Genomic DNA, 24,017 nt, shown 5'->3' on the forward strand with positions numbered 1-24,017 from the left:
TCGACTGAAATCCGTTTAATTGCTCTTCTGTGCTTCAGACATCTTTTCGTTATGTTCGGCTCCACCACTGGTTAGTTTAAGATCATCATGATTTGATACGTAGAGAGGGTATATAACGAAAGGGCTGCGTTACTCGCAGCCCTTTTTTACTTTTAGTTATTATTATTCATTTTATAATATTGGTATTTCCTATCTTCAATCTCTAATTCATCTTGATACTCAAAACCACATTTCCGTATCACTTTGTTCGATGCTAGGTTACTGATCTGAGCAATAGCGATAAGTTCTTGGACTGTGGTGTTAAGAAACAAATAATCGATTAATCCTTTTGCTGCTTGTGTCGTGTAACCTTTATTTCTGTGGTCTTTTGAAATCCCGTAATATATTTCTCTGTTTGGCGGCGATACTGTATCCAATATTCCTGTACCGCAAACACCAATAAACTCGCCTGTTTCTTTCAATATGATTCCTAATCGCAAACGTAGTTCTCCAATATATCCGTCTTTTGATACAGCCTGTATAAATCGTTTATTCTCAGGAATTTCATAATGATGAAACCAGTCTTCACGCTGTTCCTTGGACACATTCCAATCCAACAGAAATTCGTGAAAGTGAGGTTGCCAAGTAAGGTTGTGTAATGCACCTAAATCCTCAACTTGATACTCTCTCAAAATAATATCCTTACATTCTATCGTGAACATGTTGTTAATTGAGCTGTATGAATTACTCATGGGTATCCTCCTAATAATAGAAGGAATACAAAGCAGAATAAGGAATGATCACAACGTGCAGTAATCTCAAGGATCCACCGCAATATGTGATGAAATCAGCACTATGCTTTGCATCCTTGTAATAGTGAAAAATCATATTAAGTTTAAACTATTACAAAGTTACTGGCATAGCGGACTCCCCCTCCCATATATATCCACAAATTGTAGCAAACATTGGGCTAACATTCAATGATACCGTTCGAAATACGAGAAAAAAGGGACCCCGATCGCATTGGACGGGTCCCTGCTTCATTTTCTCACGGTTTGGCGGTACCGTTTATCTTCTCAAAGTACGGGGCTAACCTGGAGGTGAGCTGTTCAAACTGTTGTTGCTCTTCTTTGGTCAGCTTCTCCTCATGTTTGACCCCATTTTCATCGGTGATCTGCAGCTTTAATTGCATCAACTGCTTGGTCAGCTCCGTATACTCCTTGAATTCGTCTTCCGTGAGCTTGCCTTTTGCTGCCTGAAGCATTCCTTCCATGGCTTGATAATCTTCCTGTGTACCACCGTGCTGTTCAATGGTCTCAGAAGAACCGAAAATATCATCAGCCAGATAGGAAGCAGCAAATGCAGCAGACGGAATCAGGATTGCTACTGCGGCAATGCCTGCCAGCATGCATTTTTTCATGGGAGATCGTCCTCTCTTTTCGTTCACATAGTGTTGATAGGACTGCCTTACACGTCCATACAAATCGGGTGGGCATTGCATCGAATCTGCCGCCTGGCGAAGCTCTTCACGCAATTCCTTGTCAATGGACATACGCATCTCCTCCCGTCATTTCGAATCGTTTCCGGAGTTCTTTCAGTGCCAAATGATGCCTGGATTTCACTGTGCCAACGGGGATCTGCAGCATGTCTGCGATTTCTTCCAGAGCATAGTCGTGAAAATAGCGCAGGATGACGACCACACGTAGTTTGTACGACAATTGACGGACAATGCTGAACAGTTCATGCTGCATTTCGGATTGCAAGATAGCTTTGTCCGTCCACTCAAACTGTTCGCAAGCCATCTGCCGGTTTCGTTCAAAGAGGCGAATTCGCCGCCAAGCCTTTCTTTTCCAATCCTGAACCTGACGTACAGTGATCCCGTGCAGCCAATACCGGAACGGCCGGTTCGGGTCGTACGTGTGAAACGACCGCCACATGCGCATGTACACTTCATTCACGATATCCTCAATGTCCTGTTTGTTGTAGACGAGAAAAGCAACCGTCCGATAGACGTCTTGGTGAGTCGCCTGATAGACAAGCTGAAAGGCAGACTCGTCGCCGAGCATCACTTTTTCAAGCAACAGAAGTAACTCTTTATCATTCATGGGGGGGCCCCTCCCTAACGTGTTACAACCCTTAATTCGCTCCGGCGGGGAAAAAGGTTCAGTAAGAGAATAAACTTTTTTGATAAATCACCGGACCTCTTACCTAGTAATCTCGATTTCATCTAAAAAAATCTCTATATCTTTCAGTGTCTTATTGTAAGGTTCGTCCGTATTTGATACCCAACCAAACGATAAATCGCTTTCGTTCAAGTGAATAAACTATCGTCCATCTCTTTAGAAAAACACAAAAAAGAACATGGGAAAAGTTAGTTACATTCCATGTTCTTAATATATATCCTATAACTAACCTGTCAATCTAATTTCTTACACAATATCAATTACATGCCGTGCCTTAGAGTCCAGCTCTTGTGCAGAGAATAACACGACGGAAAAATCATTCATTGCTACTTCGATTTGCTGTTGACTTTGTTCTACATGCTCCTCAATATCTTTTGTCCCTTGGGATATATTTTCAATTTCCTTCGTTATGCCCTCTACACTATCTCTGATTTCAGTAATAGAGTTCTCCACCTTAGAAGACAGCTTTTTCACTTCTTTGGCAACAATATCGAACCCTCTTCCATATTCTCCTGCGTGTGCAGCTTCGATTGCTGCATTAAGGGCAAGTAGTTGAGTCTGTGAGGCAATGTCACGAATCGTCTTCACGACACCTTGTATAGTTTTGGCTTCTTGCTGTAAATCCATTAGCGTAGTGGTATTGTACTTAGATACTTCAGCGATCGAGGAGATGCTCACTAATAACTCTTTACTTCGTTCAATACCCATTTCAGCACGCTTGTTGAGACTAGTGGACATTCCCTTCAGTTCATCCACAACCGCCGAGATATTATTTTGACGATTCGTAATATTAGTTGCTATCTTAGAAACTGCAATAATTTTCTCGCCTTTCTCATCGAAAATTGGCATGTATGTAGCTTCAAGCCAGATGGCATTCCCCTTTGCATCTTTACGCTCAATCTTATCCTGAAAACTTTTACCACATAATATACTTTCCCAAAACAGTTCATATTCAGCACTGTTCACAAAATCAGAGAAACAAAATTCCTTGTGTAACATACCGTACATTTCTTCTGCATTATATCCCATACTTTTCGCGAATACTTCATTGACATAAGTTACTCGGCGCTCAAGATCAAACCGGATGATAGCCAGATTTTGTTCCAGTGCTCTGACGATCGATTCGTTAGTAACGTTATCCTCTATACGTTTATTTACCCTATTCAACTAAATTCCCCCATACTCTTACTAGGCCATACAAGCTAATCTAATTCGAAGAACACAATAAAATTGACATCAAACAACAATCTAACAATCCGATAACAATCTCTTTACTTTCTATGTAGGCAGTAGACACCTATTATCTTAAAATCTTGCTATTTATTGATCAGAAAATATGAATTCGGTTTCAAATTGTAATTGTAATAACATGTGCAACAATAACAGCATATAATCAAACGCTACTTAAATTTATTATTTTATCTTCTTTTCACCTTCTCATTCCTTTATAAAATTCAATATAACACGAACCATTTGTTTTACCTAAGCACTATTATTACTTTATTATTATTTTTTTGATTAACCAAAAGTAGTATATATTGAAACACCTCTAGCGTAAGTATTAATAAACACTTTTTTCCATCTTAGCGAATCCACGGGTGTATTTGTGTAACCCTATTGTAATAACATATCCATATAGCAAGCAGCAATGAACAAAAGAAAAAAGACGGGCTGTTTTAGTCAGCTACCGTCTTTTCCACAATGATATATTTAACCGTTTACAGAATTGGACTGCTTAGAGTCCTTATTGTCTTTGAAACCAAGCACAAGACACAGAACGAAAGATACGATAAATGACAGAAGCATCATAATAACACCATTAATGATATTGGATAGGCCCTTTTCACCGGAAAAAGCCAGTAAAGCTGTAATATTATTTTGAGGCACATATAGTGTTACATGCATGATTCCCGCGAAACATCCGGCGACGCCTGCAGCGATGGCGGCAGCTACCATGGGTCGTTTCAATTTCAATGTTACCCCATACAATGCAGGTTCTGTAATACCCATAATTGATGAAATCCACGAAGCTGAAGCCAGTTGTTTCATTTCTTTATTTTTGGAACGAATTGCAACAGCTAAAGTTGCGCCACTTTGAGCAAGGTTTGCGCATATTTGTGCGACAAGGATGAGCGCTTCTTGTCCAGTAGCAGCAAATGTTGAGATAAAAATCGGTGTTAATGCATGATGCATACCTGTCATCACAATAAATGGGAAGGCAGCTGCGAGCAATGCAACCATGACAAATCCAAGATTTCCTTGAAGAATCTCAATTAAACTAGCAAGACCTTGACCCGCAAAATTACCTAATGGACCAATGACAATCAGAGCGAGCGGAGCACTGATTAACAGAGTAAGCGTTGGATTCAATATGATCTTAAGCATGTTAGGCACGATTCTGTCGATAAACCGTTCAATATAAGACATGATCCATACTGTCAATAATACCGGAATGACGGAAGCAGCATAAATAACACCTGGAACAGGAAGCCCTATGAAAGAGATTGGATCTCCAGAAGAAACCCATGCAGTGAAGTTAGGATGTAACAATACACCTGCAACAATTACCGCCATCGAAGTGTTTACTCGGAATTTTTTAGAAGCGTTAACGGCTAGTAGGATTGGCATGAAATAGAACGCGGCGTCCCCTATAATATCCAACATCCGATAAGTGCTAGCTTCCTGAGAAATTAGATCAAAAGTAACGAGGAGTGATAAAATAACTTTAATCATACCCGCAGCGGTAAGAGCAGGGATCATCGGAGTCATACAGCCTGTAATCGTATCAATTAGCTTACTCAAAAATCCTCTTTTTTTATTTGAATTATCATCATTATCGGAAGACGACCCGTCTATATCCTCCGTGCTTTTCACATTCTGTTTAATTATTGCATTATAGACAGCGCTTACTTCATTACCGATAATAACCTGATATTGATTTGGTGTATCAACAACGCCTGCTACACCTTCCATACTTTTCAGGTTTTCTTCATCTACCTTTGAGTGATCCTTTAATTGAAAGCGCAAACGAGTCATACAGTGTTCCAATCCGATAATGTTATCTTGACCGCCTACATTTTCGATGATGGACTTGGCCATTTTTTCATAATTTTTCTTCATCGATGTTTCCCCCTTGATGTAATAAACCGATATTATGAATTACGATTAGAGAGCCATTAATGACTCTCCAACCAGACTTGCCTGATAGCACTATAATTTAAACCTAGCGTACTCGAATAAACTTGATCTGCTTGCGATAAATCCCCAGTTTTTCCTATTCCTATTGCTGTCATCCCTGCTTTTTTAATCGCCTCAACACCGGAGAAAGCATCCTCTATTCCCACACACTGTTTAGGATCAACACCTAACAATTGGCTTCCTTTAATAAATATGTCCGGAGCGGGTTTACCAGGAACGGTTGAAGGATCCACAACACAGTCAAAGAAATGAGCCAATCCCAGTAAATTTAATAACAGGGGACCGTTTTTACTTGCTGAAGCTAGTCCTATTTTGATTCCATTTTCTTTTAGTTCCTCTAGTAATTCTGGAATCTGCGGCAACGCATCCTCAGGTGTTATGGATTGAATATGTTGAACATATATCTGGTTTTTTTCTTCGGCTAACTGTTCCTTCTCTATTTGTGTCAGTTCGTTGCTTTTATTACCGTACTTCAGCATTCTTTCCAGGGATTCATTCCTGCTAACCCCTTTTAATTGCTCATTGAATTGCTCGTCAATAACAATGCCAATTTTTTCGCCTAACTGCCTCCATGCGATGAAATGGTATTTGGCAGTATCTGCAACGACACCATCCAGATCAAATAAAACCGCTCGCATAACAAATCACCCTTTATTTTAGTTCTCTATATACACAGGTACATCTCTCTTTAGAAGAATGGTTTCTTCATTCTGATTTATTTCAAGCTGAGCTCCGTCTAGTAACTCATAAGTTGTTCCCTCATGAGTCATCTCGATTCGAATGGGCAGGTATTTATATAGAATACGAAATCCTAACTTGTCCCATTGCTTAGGCAATCTAGGCGAGAATGACAATCCAATATCGCTCACTTTCATGCCGGCAAATCCATAGGCAAGACTCATCCACGTTCCACCCATGTTTGCCGCATGTATACCGTCTTTCGTATTTTTCTGCATATCTGTCAAATCCATAAGTGCGGTATCCATAAAATAACGATAAGCTTTGTCAGCATCCCCGATTTCACTGGCCATCATGCCGAAAATAGAACGAGATAACGAGGAATCGTGTGTCGTGATTTTTTCGTAGTATTCATAATCTCTCTTTTTTTGCTCTAATGTAAAATGTTGTCCGCATAGCAATTCCGCTAGAATCGTATCTGCCTGTTTGTTCACCTGATGTCGATAAATGGTGAGCGGATGATAGTGAAGCAACAATGGATATTTATCTGCAGGTGTTCCTTCAAAATCCCATATTGCTTTATCAAAGAAGGAATCATCCTGTTTGGTCAGCTGTCTTTCTTCATCATAAGGAAGATACATCTGATCCGCTGCTTTTTGCCATGCATCCAGCTCAATTGAGTCCAACCCCAACATATTGAAAAATTCCGATAGGTTGCTATTTTTCTGTTGCAACATAACCATACTTCTTGCAAACAGCAAGTTTTCTTTAGCCATCAGGTTCGTATAGTAATTGTTATTAACAATCGCCGTATATTCATCTGGACCTGTTACTCCTTGGATGCAAAACTGATTGTTCTTCTGAGGAATATAATCGCCAAAAGCAATCCAGAAACGTGCTGTCTCAATGAGGATTTCCAGCCCATATTTCTGCATGAAATCTTCATCACCTGTTGCTTCATAATACAGCTTCACACCATAGGCTATATCCGCATTGATATGAAACTGTGCAGTTCCTGCAGGATAATAGGCACTGCATTCCTCACCATTAATTGTTCTCCAAGCGAACAATGCACCTTGTGGCACACCCAGTTCCCGTGCACGCTTTCTTGCATGCGGTAGAATCGAGTGTCGATATTTGAGGAGTTGTTTCGCGACTTCAGGCTGTGTGAAGACAAAGAATGGGAGCATATACATCTCTGTGTCCCAGAAATAATGACCTTCATACCCATCTCCAGTTAAGCCTTTTGCTGCAATATTGGTGAAACCGTTCCGGCCAGCTGCTTGATTGAGATGAAATAAATTGAGGTGTAAACCTAGTTCTAACTGATCATCTCCCTTTATCTCAACATCACAATTACTCCAGAACCGAGACATGTAATCTACATGCATCGCTTTTACTTTTTCATAGCCCAGATGCTGAACTTTTTTCATCACTTCTTTTAATTGCTCCAAGTTCTGTGTCTCTGTCATTTCATTATGGAATATCTCTCCATATCCAGAATAAACAATGACTTCGATTGGTTCAGTGCTACAAGCTGAAAGAGTTAGATCTGTAGCGATTCCTTTATCTTCGCAATTCGTATGTTTGAGAATTGTATTGCCCTCCGTTACTACAACCTGAGCTGTAGACCATAAACCGAGTCCACTGTTCCGAGTAGTTACGCGAAGAAAGGGAAGCTCTTGCAACTTCATTGCGCATGTTGTTATTTGCTCTACATGTCCGTTTGCTACCCTGGGATCTTCTGAAGCTGTTTTTTCTTTCGAAACCTGCTTAAGTTCATGATGGATTGTAATTTCTCCCTCAAAATTGAGAGGAGTGATTTGATAGGACATCAGCATTAACTCTGGAAAATCAAAAGACACGAAACGCTCAATCCGGGCTTCTACTCTTTTACCTTGAGGGCTTTCCCATTCAAAAGTTCTTGTAAGCAGCCCTTTCTCTAGGTTTAGTATTCGTTTATGATTGGAGGTTTTTCCATTCCCTAGACTGAACCACTCTCCGTCAATTGCAAAACGTATCAGATGACTGCTTGGTAATTTGCAAATGGTCTGATGATTACGGGCATATCCATATGCCCATTCACCGTACTGGATTGGAGATTGTTCATACAATCCATTCACATAAGTCCCAACATTATCAGCGAACTCCCAGTTCAAGTCACATTCTTCAAGATTACCCCTGACACCTAAATGTCCGTTGCCTAGAGCGAACAGTGTTTCATTCAATTTCATAGATTCATGATCCAACGTATCTTCTAGCAACATAAAGCTATTCTTGGAATCAAGGCTCATAACAAACTCCCCCTCTCTCTTCTATTCCAGTATTTCTCCATTACTCGCAATTACTTTCTGATACCAGTAATAACTTGCTTTCTTGTAACGATCGAAAGAACCGTTGCCTAGATCGTCGGAGTCTACGTAGATGTACCCATAGCGTTTAGACATTTTCCCTTCGCTTACGCTTACAAGGTCAATGCATCCCCAGGAAAGATAACCTAACAATTTAATGCCGTCTTCCTCTACTGCCAGCTTCATGTTTTTCAGGTGGTCTGATAAATAGGCAATACGATAATCATCATTAATCTTGAAATCGTCATCTGGATTATCTGCTGTTCCTAGCCCGTTTTCTACAATAAATAGAGGCAAACGATAGCGATCATATAATTGATTCATCGTGATTCTCAGTCCGATTGGGTCGTTCTGCCATACACTTCCGGATGGAGGAAGATACGGATTTTTCACGGTTATAAAACCGTTTGTTGGCGTGGTTTCAAGACCGTCTAATGATGCTGCTGTACACGCACTCGAATAGTAGCTGAACGAGACAAAATCAACGGTATTATTTTGTAACACTTCGAAATCCGATACTTCGGTCTGAATCTGAATATGATGCTTAGTGAAATAAGGTTGTATATAATTTGGATACCTACCGAAGACCTGAACATCAGCAAAGAAAAGGTTGTGCTTGTCGCTTTCCAGAGCAGCCCAGACGTCCTCCGGTTTGCATGTATATGCATAGGTTTTTCCAGCTGCTTGCATACATCCAAATTGGAATTCTTGGTTTATCTTCTTACCTGCTTCTATGGTTAACGCATTAGCCAGGAGCTGATGGTGAGCGCCCTGATATTTTTTTTGGAGATTGTTTTCCTCTTTAGAAAAGGTAAGCCCTCCTCCAATAAAAGGAATGTGCATGATCATATTCATCTCATTGAAAGGAATCCAGAACTTGACTTGATCTTTATAACGTTCCATCACTGTTTTCGCGTATTGAAGATAGAACGATACAACTTCCCGACTCTCCCATCCGCCGTAATGCTCAACTAAGTACATAGGAATTTCGAAGTGACTGATCGTAACCACAGGCTCAATCTCATATTTTTTTAGTTCGGCCAGTACAGCATCGTAAAAGGCCAGACCTGCTTCATTTGGCTGCGCTTCATTTCCTTTAGGAAATAGACGAGGCCAAGAGATCGAAAATCGGAAACAGTTGATACCCATCTCTGCTAACAGAGCAATATCTTCTTTATATCGATGATAGAAATCAATACCATTGTGGCTCGGGTAATACTCGTTTTTTTCTGTAAAAATATTGGGTTGGTCAATAATAACCTCTTTAAGCCGGTTATCGTTCATAGGCAACATATCAAAATTAGAAAGTCCCTTTCCATCAGACAGATGAGAACCTTCCGTTTGATTGGCAGAAATTGCCCCACCCCATAAGAAATTTTGTGGTAAAGTCATTGTTGTACATCCCCTTCTTTCCTATAAAAACAAAACGCTTACAAAACAATTGAATTAGTAAACTACGGTAGCAAACTCCCCATTCTATTGATGTTTCATCTGTTTTATATCACAGTATCTTGCTTGCTACAGGTCTATAATACCTCTTTCTCAAGCTCATAGAATCCCTGTTTTTTGCCGAATCATTCTCATATTTTGACCTGGATATTTATGGATTTATAAAACCGAAAATAAAAAAGATGACCTCTAAGGTCATCTTAAAATAATCAAATGGTTTTATTGTCCATCGATCGTGGATTTCTTGAAAGAAAGGGGAGAAACGCCTATCTTCTGTTTAAATAATCGGTAGAACGTTTTATTACTGCCAAAACCCACACGCTCTACCAGTTCAGTAATGGGAATATCTTCGTTAAGTAGAATCCATTTTGCTTTATCAATACGATACTCGTTTAGAAATTCAATAAAGGTTTTACCTGTATATTTTTTAAAAAACCTTGCAAAGTAATAGGGTGAAAAACCAACAACCGTTGAAGCATCTTCCAATTTAATTGGATGTGTATAATTCTTTTCAATATATTCAAATACAATAGAGAGCCTCTCTAGGATCTCCTGTGAATTCACCTCGTTATTTCCCTTATGAGAAACGTCAAGCTGTGGAATCTCCCTAAATAAGATATTGACGAGTTCGTACAGTTTACTTTTGATTGCATAAGTATAACCAATCTCCTGATTCACTTCCTCCTTATAAATTTCCTTAAGAAGACGAATGAAACGGTCTTGTAGTTCTGTATCCCACCTCGTGCTAAACCCTTCAATTCTTGAAAGTAATTCTTTTAATGTAATCGGAGTGTTGTGAAGCATGATTACGTCATTAAAAATACTTAAATCCATTTGAAAAACGAGACGTTCACTGCCTGGAGAAGCTAAAACATAATGCACGTCTCCTCCATTAATAATTACTGCCTGATCGGCTGCAAGTTCCATCGAACGATTGTTTACTCCTAAATTAACTTTCCCGCTAGTAATTAGAATAATCTCAATTTCCTTATGCCAGTGAGGCGTTGTGAGTATGCTTCCATCATTAACGATACAGCGAAATGGGAAATCTTTATTTAGTTTTGGGAATTCTAGATAAATAGCCATCTGGTTGCATTCTTCCTAACTAATAAATTAACAAGCGATAAAACACCCTGATTATACCGATTCAGAATTCTGTATGCAAACTGAATACTACAAAAAAATGCGTTCTCTTCAATCATGTTTGGCCAAGTTCTTGTTATTTTCGATTCTAGCCCCGCATATTTGCAGTGAAAATAAAAAACAGGCTTCCTTGGCGGAGAGCAAAACTTTGTCCGTCAAGGAAGCCTGTTCCATTATATTTTAGCAATGAGCGGTTACATCGTTATCATGGATGAACTTAATTCACTCATCTATACGAGGTCCTTCCAGCCTATTTTCAGTACTATAGTCTACCAGCTGCTTTTACCTTCACTAGCAAGGCATTGCCAGGCAAATACGCGATCGGAATGTCTTCGGTGAATACAATCTGCACCGTGTCTGGATCAGCACCTGCTCGTACCGCTTGTTCGATTGCGTGAAGGCGAGCTTCTTTCATAACCTCATCATAGGTCATATCATCAAGCGAATAGATTCGTTCCGTCTCCCCGCTCACTTCCCCGAGGGCTGCACCAATCGCATTGGCCGCATCATAATGATTCGGACGCACAATCCGGGATACACCTAATAGTTGGTCTGGAACTAGGATACTGCCGCCCCCTACCAGAATGACATCTACAGGATCTGCACTAGTCTTCATTCGATCAATGGCATCTTCAATATCACGAGTAATGAGCTCATCCGCACGGCGGCATAAATCTTCATCGATGCCTTCCGTACGTGCATTGCTCCACTCGGCTCTCCCCAGCTTCACAACAACATCCGTTGCCGTAAGGGTATCTCCGCCAAAGATCCGGCCCCGCTTTAACAGTTCATATCCAACACTGTCCGGCCCAACCGTAACATTTGGCTGTGCTCCATTCAGATTCGCACCTGATTCCACATCAGCACGAACAATCGTACCTCCACCAATACCGATGGATAATATATCCGGCATGCGGAAGTTAGTTCGTACACCGCCCAATTCCACAGCAGCCGAAGATTGTCGTGGGAATCCTTGAGTAAGCACACCGACATCGGTTGTCGTACCACCAATATCGACCACAAGCGCGTCATGAAGTCCAGATAGATGCGCAGCACCGCGAATCGAGTTGGTCGGACCACAGGCAATCGTTAGAATCGGATAACGAAGTGCATAATCACTGCGCATCAAAGTTCCGTCATTTTGGCAGATATAAACACTCGCCGTAATCCCGAAGCGATTCAGTGCATTTTCAAATCCCTTAACTACGCCAGCAATAACTCCAAGTAATGCACCATTAAGAAGGGAAGCATTCTCCCGTTCCAATAGTCCGATGCTGCCGATTTCATGAGATAGGGTGACAGGCATCTCTATGCCCATCACCTGCTGAACAATCTCTGCCGCGCGCTTTTCTTGGGAAGTGTTTACAGGAGAAAAAACGCCGCAGATCGCAACTGCATCCACCTTCCCTCTCATCTGTTCGCACAGTTCCTTAACCTCTGCCTCATCCATCTCAACAATAGTACGGCCGTCATATTCATATCCGCCTTTGGCAATATAGGCATGGGTTCCTATCGCATCTTTCAAAGTGGAATCCCAACCAGCAAGAGGAGGAATCGCTGTTGTGGCAGGTGCACCCAGACGAATCAAACCGACTCTGCCCAGATGCTTTCTTTCTACGATCGCATTGGTACAATGTGTTGTTCCGAGCATCGCATATTTTATCTGTGCCGGATTTACACCACTTTCCGACAATAATCTTCGTACCGCTTCCACGATCCCTTCGTTTACGTCACGTGTCGTATGTACTTTTACCGTGTGAATCGTGTTCATATTTGAATCCAGCAGCGCCGAATCCGTGTTTGTCCCACCCACATCAATGCCGATGCGATAGATTTCTTGCTCATTTATCTGTGTATTCATATGATTAGTCATACTTCATCCGCTCCTTTCCGTACTGCCGTCAATTCTTCAATCGGCACATAAGGAACGTCATAGCCAAAATATCCCGGCCCAACGGTATCAAGACCTTGCGGTGTGCGCCATTTGGGATCACAAGGGAATCCGACTACCGTTACGCGTGCGCCATATTTCAGATTTTCGGTCGTAATCGGCATACCTGTATCTTGGTCCAAAATAGAAATAAGATCAGGTGTTACAGCTATAGAACGGCCATCCTCTGTTGCGAGCAAAAATTCATTCTGGAAGAAAAGCTTCATCGATCTACCTTTATGCTCTCCCGTTCCTTCAAAGGAAGCTTCTCCTCGCGTAAATCCACCTTCCATCCGGCGGCGGATGTCTGAAGCCTTGCCGTGAAATAATGCATGTCCATTTAACTGCTTAAGCAATGTGTCAATCGGATGCTGTTTTTTCTCTTTAGACTCAAATAAGGTTTTCCCAATCTCATATGCAAGTGACAAAGTATGGTGAATAGCACTCTGCTTAATCTGTGCACCTGTTGCGGGATAATCACAGATTGTTGCCGAACCGCCCATTTGTATCGTAATTGCCCGCGCGATCCTTTCCTCCCACACTCCATCAACAGCTTGTAAAAGAATAGCGTTGCCACGCTCATCCGCCATCGTAATGGGACTTGGATCCATCCCATCCAAGTAGAACGTCACCATCTGTGACTCAGGAAAAGCACGCCCCATCGCATCTGCGTCCAGCACAGGAATTCCAAGCTCCGCTGCTGCGATAACGGGAATCAGTGAATTTCCTCCTCCCACTTCGATCGGCATCAGAGCTGTAATTTTTCGGCCCAGTTCTTTTTCGATTAGCTCCAGCGGTTTCGTCATTTGAGATCTTGCCGGAATTTTCTCATTCATGACCGTAGGAGCACCAATCATTGATAAAGGTACAATCAAATCTTCATCGTTCAGATCCTCTGGCCGAATCACACGCACCGGGCCATGTTTTTGAATTGCCTCCATCGCCATTAATTTTCCGATATGGGGATCGCCGCCGCCGCCCGTGCCAAGGACAGCCGCACCTACCGCAATATATTCCACTGCTTTTTCATCCAATATATGTAATCCCGTTGTGTTCTTCATGTTGTCATCCTTTCTGGCTAAATACCTTTCCTACTAGCCACTGCACAATAAATGCAAAAATAAATCCATCCAGTGCCGGAACCTGCGTCATCTGGAACAGACCTAAACCATCTGGAGCAGCCGTTGTCATGTATGAGAAAAAGCTCGAAACGGCCCATACAATAAGCGAACGCAGAACCCAGTTTTTATTTTTATCCAGTCCGTCAAATGTAAATTTCGATTTGTTTACAAATAAATATTCAGCAGTATATATGCCGCCGATCGGTGAGATCAGCATCGTAATAAAGGTAAGAAATGATAGGAAATTATCGTATATACCAAAGACTGCTAGTAAAGTGGCGAGTAATCCGGCAACAATGGTAATGACAGGTTTAGGTATTCGTGAAAATACTACGGAAAAGCCAAGGGATGCCGAATACAAATTGTTCGTATTGGTTGTCCATTGCGCTAGCGTCAACACGATGATCGCAGGGAGCCCAAGACCGATTGTAAGGAAAATACCTGTAAGATCACTGGTATCCATCACCCGGGACAGGAAGATAGCGATCACCGTCATAAAACTGTTCCCTACAAAAAAACCTACAAAAGCAGCCGTTATCGCATGTTTAGGTGTGCGTGCCCAACGAGCAATGTCCGGTGATAACACCGTACCTACAATAAAAATACCGATGACTAGCGATATCGCTGTTCCCATCGGAAGCGGCGTTCCGCTGATCGGTTCCCAGATCGCTGTAGTCCCATTGAATCTAAATGACATAAACAATGCGATCAAAATAAAGATAACGAGCAATGGTACAGACCAAACACTCAGTCTTTCAATGGAACGGTATCCCCATATCGCAGTTGACATCATAAGAACCCCGCCAATGAAAGAAAGAAGTCCGAGTGACAAATTTATACCCCATAAATCCTGAAAAGCAGTCTGCATATTGGAAGCAAAAAAACCAGCCTGTACACCAAACCAACCCAGTGACGATATACCCAGCACAATGGATACGATCCGTGCGCCGATGTTACCGAACAAAAACCGACTGATCATAGCGGTAGAAAGACCCGTTTTAGCACCAACATAAGCACACATTGCACCGATGAGACCGAGAATCAGAGAGCCAACAAACGTCGCCGTAAGTGAGCTCGACAGGTTCATTCCAGCCCCAAGTTCCGCACCAAGAAACATAGCCGATAGATCGATCCCGATGGCGATCCATACAAACGCCATGGATAACCACTTTTTACGCAAATGCTGCGGCACTGGCTCCCGCTCAAAATCTTCAATTTTACCGCTGTTCATGCTGCTTTCAATTACACTTTTGGCTTCACTCATCTATGACTCCCCCTGTTGATTTAACTCCTAAACGAAAGCTGCCTGCTGGGCACCTCTCCAGAACATGGAAAAAGCACTCTCCAGTTTGCGCTCAAACACTTCCTTGGAATTGTAATAGAAAAACTGCATGCTTAGCCCATCCATCAAGTTCAAAAAAGCATCCACGAGGGGTTGTACTGGCTGATCTGGTATGGAACCCTCTTCCATCCCTTGCAGCATAAATTGTTCAATTGTCTTTGACAGCAGCTGGTCTGAATCTGCAAAAGCCTCCTCAATTCCGTCTTTCAGAAAAGAGGGTGGAAACAACAGAGTACGGAGAACGAACAGGTTCGTTTCTCGGCTTTTAACGGAAAATTGATATTGTCTTAACAGCACTCCGTATAAATTCGCTTTGGCCTTCACCGTATCTCCGTCGCCTGACAGCTCCTGAATGAATAAGTTATATGCTTGCATCGCTTCCTTAAAAGCCGTAATAAACAAGTCCTCTTTATTCTCATAAAAAGCGTATATTGCAGGTGTCTTCACCCCAACCGCTTTTGCAATTTCAGACAATGCCGTACCGTCATACCCCTTCTCTCCGAAGAGCAGCATGGCTGCTTCCTTCAACTTGTTTCTGGTCATGAAATCGTCACATCCTAATTTTTAATTAACGTTAATTAAGTGGATTATACGACTTGTTGTATAAAAATTCAATACACATGTTAACTATTCTTTATGTAAGAGAGTGCTATTACTCCTAAAAACAGACAAAAGAAAAGACACGATAATCTATCGTGCCTTCTCAATAAAATATATTTTAAGAGTCGATCTGCTCTTTTATGATTAAGTATCCCTAATTTCCTACTTCTCAATTTTCCCGATACTAACGAGTAAATATCCAGGAAAAAAACTTTTCTCCATTTCCGTCAATCCCTCATACCAATTACGAATCACATTTTTTATAGACGCCGAATCGGGAACAAAATCAAGAAAATCTAAACTGTTGATAAAACCAATATCTGTTTCCTCCAGCAGGGTGATCCCGCTTTGAACAAATTCAGACTGTAATGTAGTTACAGGTTCCTCGACCCCATACATCCAGGTCCCTTGAGCCTCGGCATATTCCTTTCCGATTCGATAGGGCAAACATTTTGAATAAGGAGTCAAAATAAGAATAGTGCCCCCATCTTTTGTACAACGTGACATTTCTTTGAGAATGGTCACTTTTTCATCGAACGTAAAGTGTTCAAGAACACCAGCATTCCAAGTCAGATCATAATGATTGCTAGGAGCCTGTAAGTTTCGGATATCAGATAAGACAAAGGTTCCCTCACAATTCACTTGTTGAAAGGCAGCCCGACTATTTTCTAAAGCTCTTTCTGAATAATCAACTAAAGTTACATGTGCACCTTCCATGGCTAGGCGCAATGAGATTTTGCCCGTTCCCGATCCTGCCTCCAAAACTTCCTTCCCTTTGAAATCGTCCAAATACCCGCATATCGTCTCAAAAATAGTCTGACTCAATGAATCCCAATGATACGATACCTCGCGAGACCAGAGCCGATCCCATACTGCTTTTTGTTCATCCACTATTTATTCACTCCTAACGAAGACGGCGGTAATATTTTGTGAAGAAGAGTATCAAAAGCGGAAGGATTTTGATGAATGTTTGATAATCTTTTCAAGCCATATGCTCCATATTGAAGAATTAGCCCTTGTTCGTTTAGGGCAAAATCTACATGTTTATCAGGAAGAGTCATTCGCTGTGCCAGCGTGGCATGATACACCCACGATTTCAAACAACATTTCGGCCGCCAATTGGTCCGTGTCCCCATATAATAGCAATATCCCAATAGTAAACTGTCGTCCTCGTAACCTTGTTTACCCTGTAAAAAACGAGTATCATAGCCGCCAATTTCACGTAGAATACTTGATTTATGAATGACTGGATGGACAAATCCCTCTACCATTTCATCGCGATTCAATTGCTTTAATAAATTTATCAAATCTGCATTATTATCAGGAACGGATGTAACATGACGAATAGGTTGCAGTTCACCATTCCTCGTTACAATTCCTGGAGAAACCATCGGTTCGTCAGAACTTGCTAAATAATCAAGCAACGGATCATACCAATTCGGCGGAAAAACCATATCCACATGAATTTCAGAGATATATTCAGCTTCATTATGATGTTCCCAAATGTACTCAAAACAGGTTTGCCTGGCTCTGGCAATCCCTACATTCTCGCCGGCTCCCAAAACAACTCCTGGCACACCGCAAGAACGAAGCATGGAGGCAACTTGCTCATTATTTAAACCTCCTTGGTTATATAGCACAACGAAACAATCTTCGGAAAGTCGCAAGCTCTCAAAACATCGTATGACCATGCTCACATCGTTATCACTTAATTCACCGCGGATCAGTAAAGGCATCGTATGAACAATCTTCATATTAAGTACTCCTATCTCTTTATTCGATCCACGGGATCAGCTTCGGGTTATCATCTAATATCGATACGTACTGCTCCTTCCACCCATATATCCCATCTGGATCGAGCTGCATGTATCTGTGATATTTTTCTAAACGGTGCTCGGGTTGGGCCCAGCCATAATGCTTCAAGCGAAGTTCCGATAGACGATGGGGTATTTCGAATACATTCTCCGGAAACCGGCCACAGTGCTGTGGAGTTTCCTTCCATTTATATACAAAATCATTCTGATATCGGATCAAGAAAGGTCGATAAGTTAAATGGGATCTCCACAGATGGTCATCTCGATACTCATTTTCGTTCCAAAAATCATAGAGCCGAAAACAGAACATGTGAGCCTCGTCTTGTTGTATTAATTGACGAATCTCCAAGGCAAACTTGCTCTCAAACATTTCGTCCGCATCGAGATTCAGAATCCAATCAGGATCCGTTTTTAATGTTTCTTCCCATTGTTGCTTTCGTAAATCTACTTCGTTATTAAACTTCGATATTCCATTACTGATAAGCCGTACTGGGATTCCCTTTAGAACATCGAGACATATGTCGACCGTGTTATCTGTACTTCCGTCATCGATGATAACTGCCTCATCAATATATTTCCGGTGCTCTTCTAGCACTCTTCTTAGATAGCGGTTCCCTTCATTCTTGACCACCATGGTAAGCGTTAATTTCTCACGTCCCTTTTTTGTGGAGGAAATCGTCACTTTCTTCGGGCTGTCAAGTAATAACTCTATATCCAGAAGGCCATGATCTCCCCCTGTTTCTTGTTTAAATGCTTCAACCCCAGCAAAGTCAGATTCCCGATAAATATGATAGGCTGGAAAATGAGTATCCACATGTAAGGAATACCCGAGTGCTGAAGCACGAACACAGAAATGTCGGTCTTCTCCCCAAAAAGAAAGGTTCTTAATCGGTTTGAAATTCACTCCACAGAGCATTGCTTGACGGCTAATCAGTGTACAGGCCCCTAACCCACCTACCTCGTATACTCCCGGAACCTTCAGTTGAGATTTAAATAGTTCGTAACGTTTAGCAATTTCCTCATCCGTTAATTTTTCTCCGCGCTGTTGTTCCCATAATGTGTACTCATCTCGTAGCCATACTTGAGGCTCAGGCATCGAGTTCGTCTGCCAGGAAGTCCAAAATATTTCTGAAATGATATCTTTTTCAGAAGCGATCAATTGTTCAACCGTTTCGGAATGTAAAAGCAAATCAGAATCAACCAAAAACAAATAGTCATACTTCTCATCAATCGCATGTTGAATCATCAAATTTTTAAAATCGGCTACTTTCCAAACGAGTTGTTCATTCCATGAATGCGTGTAGTCATTACGAATATATTCATCACGCTTATTGGATGGTTGTATCGTTGTACGTTCAACCCTTTTTGCAAATTCTCCTAATAATCGGCTAGCTCGATCATCCTGATTGTCATCAATAAAAAAATAACCAAATTCCATATGGTCCGTTTTCAAACGAAACAAGGAATTCAAAAACTCCCGTAAAATTGCAGGTTTTTGATGAATCGGACTGCCGATCAACACCCGTATTTTATCCTCTTGAAGATCCTCTTCAGCTTCTTCATCATTATTTATTTTCAAGACAGATTCCAAATACTTTTTATTATGCAAGATACTGGCGTCATTCGGTCGATAGGTTCGGGCAATCTCGTTATGGCGATAAGCCAACTCGTATTCATTTATTTTGTCATAACACACACATAGCTGTAGATGAGGCAGCCACGTCGAATAGACTGAATTATGAAACCCAGCATACTCGCTCGGCTGATCTAACTCTGCAGCTAATTTATACCAATAAATAGATGTGTGAATGTTGTTCTGATTTAAGAAATGAATTCCTAGCCGACAGCAAAATTCGGCACGCGGGCTATCATATTGAAGCGAGCGCAGACAAGATTCTAAACTCCGTTCCTGATCACCAAGTTCATGATAACAGTCTGCAAGCTTTCCGCAGGATGAAATATTATCTTCAATCCACCCTTTACCGGTCGTAAGAAATTTTTCATAAAAACGTATCGCTTTTTCGTACATACGATGGTCAACGAGTTCATTAGCAAAGTAATATAAATCTCGGGGTGAAAATTCTTCTCCTTGAAGCAAACGATTTTCGTAAATTCTAAGATTTCGGTCACTATCGTGGTGGAGACTACTATGAGTGACCGAAACATCACTATTCAAAATATTTCCCCAGACCTCAAGGTATTCATGAACAGAACCGATCCACTTAAAGTTATTCGTCCTCTTTACAAGACGGTTCCGTCTAACAGAGGAAGTTAAGTTTCCGAATTCGTCAAAAGCCAATAAATAATTCATCGTAACAGAATCAATTGTAGGGTCTAACGTTTGTTTCAGGTCGATAAATCTCTTGCGATCTTCATCTTTTAGAACGTCGTCCGCATCGAGCCAGAAAATATATTCCTTTGTGGCTTGCTGAAAAGCAAAATTACGTGCTGCTGCAAAGTCATCCACCCATTCAAAATCGAAAACATGATCCGTGTATTTACGTAAGATCTCTTTCGTGCCGTCTGTCGATCCTGTATCGACCAGAATGATTTCGTCAACGATATCGTGAACGGAGTTTAGGCATCGATCGATGCAGTCCTCTTCATTTTTCACAATCATACATAGGCTTATAGAAATCAATTCGCTCACCTCAATACAGATATATTCCAGGGCAAGTGCCTATGTGAATTGACAAGCCATTTTTTATCTGGTCTTTATCGTGGGCGACTTCATTCTTATCACAATTTCAATCGTGCTTCTAAGAAATAATCCCAAATAAGATGAACCCAATCGTATTAATAGCCAGATTAGCAAACATGTGAACCATCCAAGAAGAGTAGATATTTCCATTTCTCTCATTGATCCAGTTAAAAAACAAGCCTGCAACAAACAAACTAACAATGAGCAGAACAAATAGTGGGATGGAAAACCAGCTTGTCATGATCGCAATATGATATAGGGCAAAAGCTCCTGCACTAAATACATAAGCGAACTTTCTACCTAACCGCTCCTTTAACGTAAAAAAAGCAAAGCCCCGAAAGAAAAACTCTTCTAACAGAGAATTCACTACGGAAATATACAGAGCGACCCATATAAAGTTACCCGCATCAACTCCCATATTATTTTGCAATGCCCCCGTTACCTGAGAAAAATCAAAGAAAGGTCCAATTAGGAAATAGGCTCCCAAAATGAAAATAAAGACACCGAGCCCCATTAGTAAAGCTCTCACCATGCCGCGTTTCTCAAATGTAAACAAAGAATGAAATAAATCCTTCTTCGTTACAAGCGCATATCCCACAGGTAATGTGAGAAAAAGAATGAGTTTGATGATCGATTTGACTGCATAATCTGGACGAATAACCGCATCAATGATACTCATCACTGCACAGCTTACGATGATAATGACAATAACAGGTAAAGCGCCTCTTAATGATTTCATTACAGAACTCCTTATAATTAAATTCGATTAGATCCTACATCACTTCTCTATGGAGTATTTTTCCTAACCATGATATATTTTCACTATTCGCCTTTTTAGCCAAGTCTCTTTTTGTGTTTACGCTTATTTATTTTATATGAAAGCCTCTCACCTTCAGAGTCTTTAATCATATCATTCGATGGAGGCAACTATGATTAAATTACGTACTTTTCTTATCCTTACATTTACCTCATTTGTTATTCTATTAACGGCCGTACTAGGAATCTTGCTTAGCAATCGTTCTGCGGAAAATCTACAAAATGAGATTGGCCAGTCACTTTCAAGTATAGCTTACCAAATGTCAGACAAACTAGATAACTTCATGTGGTCCCGAACAGGTGAAGTTGAAATTTTGGCAGCTATGGCAGCTCTTGAACAAAATGTGGGTATTTCAGAAACCCAGAAATTACTCACTCAATTAAAAGCAAGTTTCCCGTCTTTTTCTTGGGTCGGTTTCATGAACAACCAAGGGGACGTACTAGCTGCAACGGATGGAATCTTAGTTGGAACCAACATTTCCGAACGTCCTGTCTTCAAAGAAGGAATTAAAGGGAAATTTATTGGAGATGTACATGAGGGGGTCCTTCTATCTAAATTACTTCCGAATCCAAGCGGAGAGCCCTTACAATTCGTTGACATCAGTTTACCTGTAACAGGCAAAGACGGTAAAACGATCGGGGTACTCGCAGCTCACTTAAGCTGGGAATGGTCAAAGGAAGTCCAAAGAACCATACTTGAACCACAGAAAGACCATATTCAAGATTTAGAACTATTCATTATTAGTAAAAAGGACAGTACGGTGCTCCTCGGGCCGCAGAACATGGTCGGTGAAAAACTAGACATTGACAGCGTAAAAAGAGGTCAAAGCGGTGAGAATGACTGGAAAATCGAGAAATGGCCTGATGGAAAAAGTTATCTTACTGGCTATGCCTATGGAGATGGCTATCTGAATTACGAAGGCTTAGGCTGGACCGTTCTTGTCAGACAACCGGAAGAGATTGCCTTTTCCTCGATGGAAGATATGATTCAGAATTTCTTTTTAACAGGTTTTATTGCATCCATTATTTTTGCTATCATTGGCTCAATTCTGGCAGAGACCATATCCAGACCCATTCGCGGCATCACTTCTGCAGCAGATCGACTTCGCTCAGGCGGGAATGTTACACTCCCAGAATACAAAGGTTTTAAAGAGATTCATAGTCTCTCCACGTCTCTTCGAAGTTTAGTGGAATCATTGAGTCGTTCGGAGTCGGCACTTGGCGACATGAAACTTCTAGCGGAACAAGACCAATTGACAGGTCTTCCAAATCGTATCGCACTGGAGCGTTACCTAGAGAATACAATTGAACAACTAGATCCACACTCGGAGACACTTGCTTTTATGTACATTGATCTAGACGGCTTTAAAAAGGTGAATGATACATTAGGTCATCAAGTAGGAGATCTGCTTTTGCAAAAAGTCGCTCAAAGACTATTGGAGGTAACAAAAGCAGGTAATATCACGGTGCGACTAGGTGGGGATGAGTTTTTACTTATTCTTCGTTCATCGAAGACCGATTCCTATCAACTCGCTAGAGAAACGGCTGAGGAAATTATTGATTTGATCAATAAACCTTATATTGTAGATTTAAACCATGTGTCTATCGGCTGCAGTATTGGTGCAGCGTTCTACCCTATGCACGATCAGAATGTAGGCAACATTATTCGAATTGCGGATGAGTGTTTGTATCGATCGAAGCAATCCGGTAAGAACCGAGTCACCTTTTATGAAGAGACGAATCAATAGTAATTCTTCGGTCTATCTTCGATTTTTAAAATAGGTTAAAAATGCGGTCAAGCAGACATTCTGCTCGGCCGCATTTTTTTAACCGGATAGTAATGAAAGTGTGGCATTGTACTCTACCAACTTTTTCGCTGCCAACCCTCTTGACGTTCTTCCCGAAATCTTTGTACCCATTCTTCAGCAACGTCATCAGCTATTCGGCTCAAAGCAGGAGGAGAGACCTTTACATTATCCCCTGGGATGCCTAGGAACTCGATTACATTCATCACCGTTCCCTCATAGTCAAGAATGAAATCCTCGTACACAATCGTCATTGGGATGATATTTTCCTCAGAGAAAAATGCTTCCATAGCCGCCTCACGAATAGAGCATTCTATAAACAAATGATTAATCGCATCAAAATTATATTTATCTGCAATATCACTTTCTTGCGGCTTCTCTCCGTATTGTCTATGCCACTCTCCTGACACGATTGCACGCCACCATGACACAGCTAATCTCACTTTGTTTCTTCGTGTCATATAGATGTGCTTCGTACAATTCGGAAAAGCAGTACGCCATACTTCAGCCTGAGTTGCAGTTTCTGGGATATCATAAAGATTTCTAAAACGCTGGATCCATTCCGCATTGAGAGAAGTCTTGACCCCAAAAACGCCGTTTGGTGTGGTGCCTGCCTCCCACATTTTTTCAACATCTTCTTTGCTGATCTTATCCGGGTCTCTTCCATTCATCCATTCACCAGGATTTCCTGCTACTCCAGTGGATTCAAGGGCATAGTTTAATAAAGTACTTCCCGTACGCTGTGAAAACCAAATCGTATAACTTAGTTCAGGTGGCTTCATAAAGCTTCATTCCCTTCTCTACCCGAGAAATTGTCCACTTGATTGTATTCGCTTACAACTATGAAAGCAATACATAGCACACCACCAAAATAGCTATATTATTTCTTTACCTAACGTAATACAGC

At 41.2% G+C, this 24,017-nt stretch carries 19 protein-coding genes and 1 pseudogene; 1 reads left to right on the forward strand and 19 read right to left on the reverse strand.

Annotated features, from left to right (window positions below):
* Positions 1 to 152: 152 nt before the first annotated feature.
* From KFT32_RS03000 to KFT32_RS03085, 18 genes and pseudogenes are all read right to left on the reverse strand, one after another.
* A complete protein-coding gene (locus KFT32_RS03000; RefSeq protein WP_211745651.1) occupies positions 153 to 731 on the reverse strand; it encodes a GNAT family N-acetyltransferase in 579 nt (192 codons plus the stop codon).
* A gap of 296 nt (positions 732 to 1,027) precedes the next feature.
* On the reverse strand, positions 1,028 to 1,531 hold the full coding sequence (locus KFT32_RS03005) for a DUF3600 domain-containing protein (RefSeq protein WP_211745652.1): 504 nt from the start codon (positions 1,529 to 1,531) through the stop codon (positions 1,028 to 1,030).
* On the reverse strand, positions 1,521 to 2,084 hold the full coding sequence (locus KFT32_RS03010) for a sigma-70 family RNA polymerase sigma factor (protein WP_211745653.1): 564 nt from the start codon (positions 2,082 to 2,084) through the stop codon (positions 1,521 to 1,523). The genes KFT32_RS03005 and KFT32_RS03010 overlap by 11 nt, the downstream gene beginning before the upstream one ends.
* A 324-nt stretch (positions 2,085 to 2,408) precedes the next feature.
* Positions 2,409 to 3,329, reverse strand: coding sequence for a methyl-accepting chemotaxis protein (locus KFT32_RS03015; RefSeq protein ID WP_211745654.1), 921 nt, complete (start codon positions 3,327 to 3,329; stop codon positions 2,409 to 2,411).
* Between the two features lie 543 nt (positions 3,330 to 3,872).
* The gene (locus KFT32_RS03020; protein ID WP_211745655.1) at positions 3,873 to 5,282 is read right to left on the reverse strand and encodes a PTS transporter subunit EIIC; all 1,410 of its coding nucleotides are present in this window, start codon (positions 5,280 to 5,282) and stop codon (positions 3,873 to 3,875) included.
* 56 nt (positions 5,283 to 5,338) lie between these two features.
* Entirely contained in the window at positions 5,339 to 5,998 is a 660-nt protein-coding gene (pgmB, locus tag KFT32_RS03025; RefSeq protein ID WP_211745656.1) for a beta-phosphoglucomutase, read from the reverse strand.
* A gap of 18 nt (positions 5,999 to 6,016) precedes the next feature.
* Positions 6,017 to 8,332: a glycoside hydrolase family 65 protein gene (locus tag KFT32_RS03030; RefSeq protein WP_211745657.1), complete on the reverse strand. Its 2,316-nt coding sequence runs from the start codon at positions 8,330 to 8,332 to the stop codon at positions 6,017 to 6,019.
* Between the two features lie 21 nt (positions 8,333 to 8,353).
* The gene (locus KFT32_RS03035; protein ID WP_211745658.1) at positions 8,354 to 9,781 is read right to left on the reverse strand and encodes a 6-phospho-beta-glucosidase; all 1,428 of its coding nucleotides are present in this window, start codon (positions 9,779 to 9,781) and stop codon (positions 8,354 to 8,356) included.
* A 276-nt stretch (positions 9,782 to 10,057) separates the two neighbouring features.
* Complete coding sequence (locus KFT32_RS03040) at positions 10,058 to 10,924, reverse strand: AraC family transcriptional regulator (RefSeq protein WP_211745659.1); 867 nt, start codon at positions 10,922 to 10,924, stop codon at positions 10,058 to 10,060.
* A 319-nt stretch (positions 10,925 to 11,243) separates the two neighbouring features.
* Positions 11,244 to 12,854, reverse strand: a complete 1,611-nt coding sequence (locus KFT32_RS03045) for a hydantoinase/oxoprolinase family protein (RefSeq protein ID WP_249435631.1) — start codon at positions 12,852 to 12,854, stop codon at positions 11,244 to 11,246.
* Positions 12,851 to 13,972, reverse strand: coding sequence for a DUF917 domain-containing protein (locus KFT32_RS03050; RefSeq protein WP_211745660.1), 1,122 nt, complete (start codon positions 13,970 to 13,972; stop codon positions 12,851 to 12,853). Before KFT32_RS03050 ends, KFT32_RS03045 begins: the two co-directional genes overlap by 4 nt.
* A 4-nt stretch (positions 13,973 to 13,976) precedes the next feature.
* A complete protein-coding gene (locus tag KFT32_RS03055) occupies positions 13,977 to 15,296 on the reverse strand; it encodes a cytosine permease (protein WP_249435632.1) in 1,320 nt (439 codons plus the stop codon).
* A 27-nt stretch (positions 15,297 to 15,323) separates the two neighbouring features.
* Entirely contained in the window at positions 15,324 to 15,917 is a 594-nt protein-coding gene (locus KFT32_RS03060; protein ID WP_211745661.1) for a TetR/AcrR family transcriptional regulator, read from the reverse strand.
* Positions 15,918 to 16,136: 219 nt separating this feature from the next.
* Positions 16,137 to 16,865 (reverse strand): class I SAM-dependent methyltransferase, encoded by a 729-nt coding sequence (locus KFT32_RS03065; RefSeq protein WP_349304846.1) that lies wholly within the window; start codon positions 16,863 to 16,865, stop codon positions 16,137 to 16,139.
* Complete coding sequence (locus tag KFT32_RS03070) at positions 16,865 to 17,728, reverse strand: glycosyltransferase family protein (RefSeq protein WP_211745662.1); 864 nt, start codon at positions 17,726 to 17,728, stop codon at positions 16,865 to 16,867. Before KFT32_RS03070 ends, KFT32_RS03065 begins: the two co-directional genes overlap by 1 nt.
* A 19-nt stretch (positions 17,729 to 17,747) precedes the next feature.
* The gene (locus KFT32_RS03075) at positions 17,748 to 19,226 is read right to left on the reverse strand and encodes a glycosyltransferase (protein WP_349304856.1); all 1,479 of its coding nucleotides are present in this window, start codon (positions 19,224 to 19,226) and stop codon (positions 17,748 to 17,750) included.
* Between the two features lie 135 nt (positions 19,227 to 19,361).
* Positions 19,362 to 20,429: pseudogene (locus KFT32_RS03080) on the reverse strand (tetratricopeptide repeat-containing glycosyltransferase family 2 protein); the annotation flags it as partial.
* 118 nt (positions 20,430 to 20,547) lie between these two features.
* On the reverse strand, positions 20,548 to 21,228 hold the full coding sequence (locus tag KFT32_RS03085; RefSeq protein ID WP_211745663.1) for a CPBP family intramembrane glutamic endopeptidase: 681 nt from the start codon (positions 21,226 to 21,228) through the stop codon (positions 20,548 to 20,550).
* Between the two features lie 190 nt (positions 21,229 to 21,418).
* On the opposite strand from KFT32_RS03085, the gene KFT32_RS03090 reads away from it, so the two are divergent.
* Entirely contained in the window at positions 21,419 to 23,053 is a 1,635-nt protein-coding gene (locus KFT32_RS03090) for a sensor domain-containing diguanylate cyclase (RefSeq protein ID WP_211745664.1), read from the forward strand.
* 113 nt (positions 23,054 to 23,166) lie between these two features.
* On the opposite strand, the gene KFT32_RS03095 is transcribed toward KFT32_RS03090, so the two are convergent.
* Positions 23,167 to 23,892 (reverse strand): Stf0 family sulfotransferase, encoded by a 726-nt coding sequence (locus KFT32_RS03095; protein ID WP_211745665.1) that lies wholly within the window; start codon positions 23,890 to 23,892, stop codon positions 23,167 to 23,169.
* Between the last annotated feature and the right edge of the window lie 125 nt (positions 23,893 to 24,017).

This window comes from Paenibacillus sp. Marseille-Q4541 (genome assembly GCF_018310695.1).
In the GTDB taxonomy this organism is placed as follows: Bacteria; Bacillota; Bacilli; order Paenibacillales; family Paenibacillaceae; genus Paenibacillus.

Bases quoted from the DNA above. Each gene is read 5' to 3' on its own strand.
- KFT32_RS03000 (WP_211745651.1), bottom strand. From the start codon at position 731: ATGAGTAATTCATACAGCTCAATTAACAACATGTTCACGATAGAATGT.
- KFT32_RS03005 (WP_211745652.1), bottom strand. From the start codon at position 1,531: ATGTCCATTGACAAGGAATTGCGTGAAGAGCTTCGCCAGGCGGCAGAT.
- KFT32_RS03010 (WP_211745653.1), bottom strand. From the start codon at position 2,084: ATGAATGATAAAGAGTTACTTCTGTTGCTTGAAAAAGTGATGCTCGGC.
- KFT32_RS03020 (WP_211745655.1), bottom strand. From the start codon at position 5,282: ATGAAGAAAAATTATGAAAAAATGGCCAAGTCCATCATCGAAAATGTA.
- pgmB (WP_211745656.1), bottom strand. From the start codon at position 5,998: ATGCGAGCGGTTTTATTTGATCTGGATGGTGTCGTTGCAGATACTGCC.
- KFT32_RS03030 (WP_211745657.1), bottom strand. From the start codon at position 8,332: ATGAGCCTTGATTCCAAGAATAGCTTTATGTTGCTAGAAGATACGTTG.
- KFT32_RS03035 (WP_211745658.1), bottom strand. From the start codon at position 9,781: ATGACTTTACCACAAAATTTCTTATGGGGTGGGGCAATTTCTGCCAAT.
- KFT32_RS03040 (WP_211745659.1), bottom strand. From the start codon at position 10,924: ATGGCTATTTATCTAGAATTCCCAAAACTAAATAAAGATTTCCCATTT.
- KFT32_RS03045 (WP_249435631.1), bottom strand. From the start codon at position 12,854: ATGACTAATCATATGAATACACAGATAAATGAGCAAGAAATCTATCGC.
- KFT32_RS03050 (WP_211745660.1), bottom strand. From the start codon at position 13,972: ATGAAGAACACAACGGGATTACATATATTGGATGAAAAAGCAGTGGAA.
- KFT32_RS03055 (WP_249435632.1), bottom strand. From the start codon at position 15,296: ATGAGTGAAGCCAAAAGTGTAATTGAAAGCAGCATGAACAGCGGTAAA.
- KFT32_RS03060 (WP_211745661.1), bottom strand. From the start codon at position 15,917: ATGACCAGAAACAAGTTGAAGGAAGCAGCCATGCTGCTCTTCGGAGAG.
- KFT32_RS03070 (WP_211745662.1), bottom strand. From the start codon at position 17,728: ATGAAGATTGTTCATACGATGCCTTTACTGATCCGCGGTGAATTAAGT.
- KFT32_RS03075 (WP_349304856.1), bottom strand. From the start codon at position 19,226: ATGGAATTTGGTTATTTTTTTATTGATGACAATCAGGATGATCGAGCT.
- KFT32_RS03085 (WP_211745663.1), bottom strand. From the start codon at position 21,228: ATGAAATCATTAAGAGGCGCTTTACCTGTTATTGTCATTATCATCGTA.
- KFT32_RS03090 (WP_211745664.1), top strand. From the start codon at position 21,419: ATGATTAAATTACGTACTTTTCTTATCCTTACATTTACCTCATTTGTT.
- KFT32_RS03095 (WP_211745665.1), bottom strand. From the start codon at position 23,892: ATGAAGCCACCTGAACTAAGTTATACGATTTGGTTTTCACAGCGTACG.